This window comes from Bacillus sp. HY001, assembly GCF_007558965.1.
GTDB lineage: Bacteria > Bacillota > Bacilli > Bacillales > Bacillaceae_G > Bacillus_A > Bacillus_A mobilis.
Map to the genome: position 1 here is coordinate 1 of NZ_VLTE01000268.1, position 503 is coordinate 503.

Here is a 503-nt window from a genome sequence, read left to right on the forward strand (position 1 = left end):
TTTGAGGAGAAGTACTACAGCTATAAAGATACATATTTAGAAGATATTCTGCAGCACATGACATACGAAGAACGTATTGCTGACGTAGAAGGCTTTGTAGAAAAAGCAAAACCATCTTTTTCACGTCGCGCAATGTCTACACTTGCAGAGAAAACTGGAAGAAAACATAAATTATATGGGATTACGAATGCTGACCTTGAAGTATTCTTATACCTACATAAAAAATGCTATACAAACGGCGTCATTCCAAATGTAACAATACATATGATGTGGGAAGATTACAAGCAATATAAAGAAGAATTTGCTTATATCCAGCACTCTCAATTCTATATTGCATTAAAGAAATTAAACTTACATAACATTATCTCCATTGAAAACGGAGTAGATGGCCGATATACAATCAAACTGACTCATTTTATGAATGAGGAAACAGAAAAAGCAAATCCATACGTATATATTAGTCCTGTTGTATTTACCAAGGCTTTCTTTAAGCTATCTGTAGC

Annotated in this window: 1 pseudogene; it reads left to right on the plus strand. The window is 33.6% G+C overall.

Annotated features, from left to right (window positions below):
• Window positions 1–503 (plus strand): annotated as a pseudogene (locus FOT98_RS31220) (hypothetical protein); the annotation flags it as partial.